We start from the raw sequence: 223 nt of genomic DNA, 5'->3' as shown, positions 1-223 counted from the left end.
TTTGTACCGGCCATTGTAGCATGCGTGAAGCCCAAGACATAAGGGGCATGATGATTTGACGTCATCCCCACCTTCCTCCGAGTTGACCCCGGCAGTCTCCTATGAGTCCCCACCATAACGCGCTGGCAACATAGAACGAGGGTTGCGCTCGTTGCGGGACTTAACCCAACATCTCACGACACGAGCTGACGACAACCATGCACCACCTGTACACCGACCACAA

General features: G+C 55.2%; 1 rRNA gene. It reads right to left on the bottom strand.

Annotated elements, in window-relative coordinates:
* Window positions 1–223, bottom strand: a 16S ribosomal RNA gene (locus WFH25_RS19335); the annotation flags it as partial.

This window comes from Curtobacterium sp. USHLN213, assembly GCF_037144815.1.
Lineage (GTDB): Bacteria > Actinomycetota > Actinomycetes > Actinomycetales > Microbacteriaceae > Curtobacterium.
The sequence above is the reverse complement of the archived record's forward strand: the minus strand, read 5'-3'. Positions and strand labels throughout refer to the sequence as shown.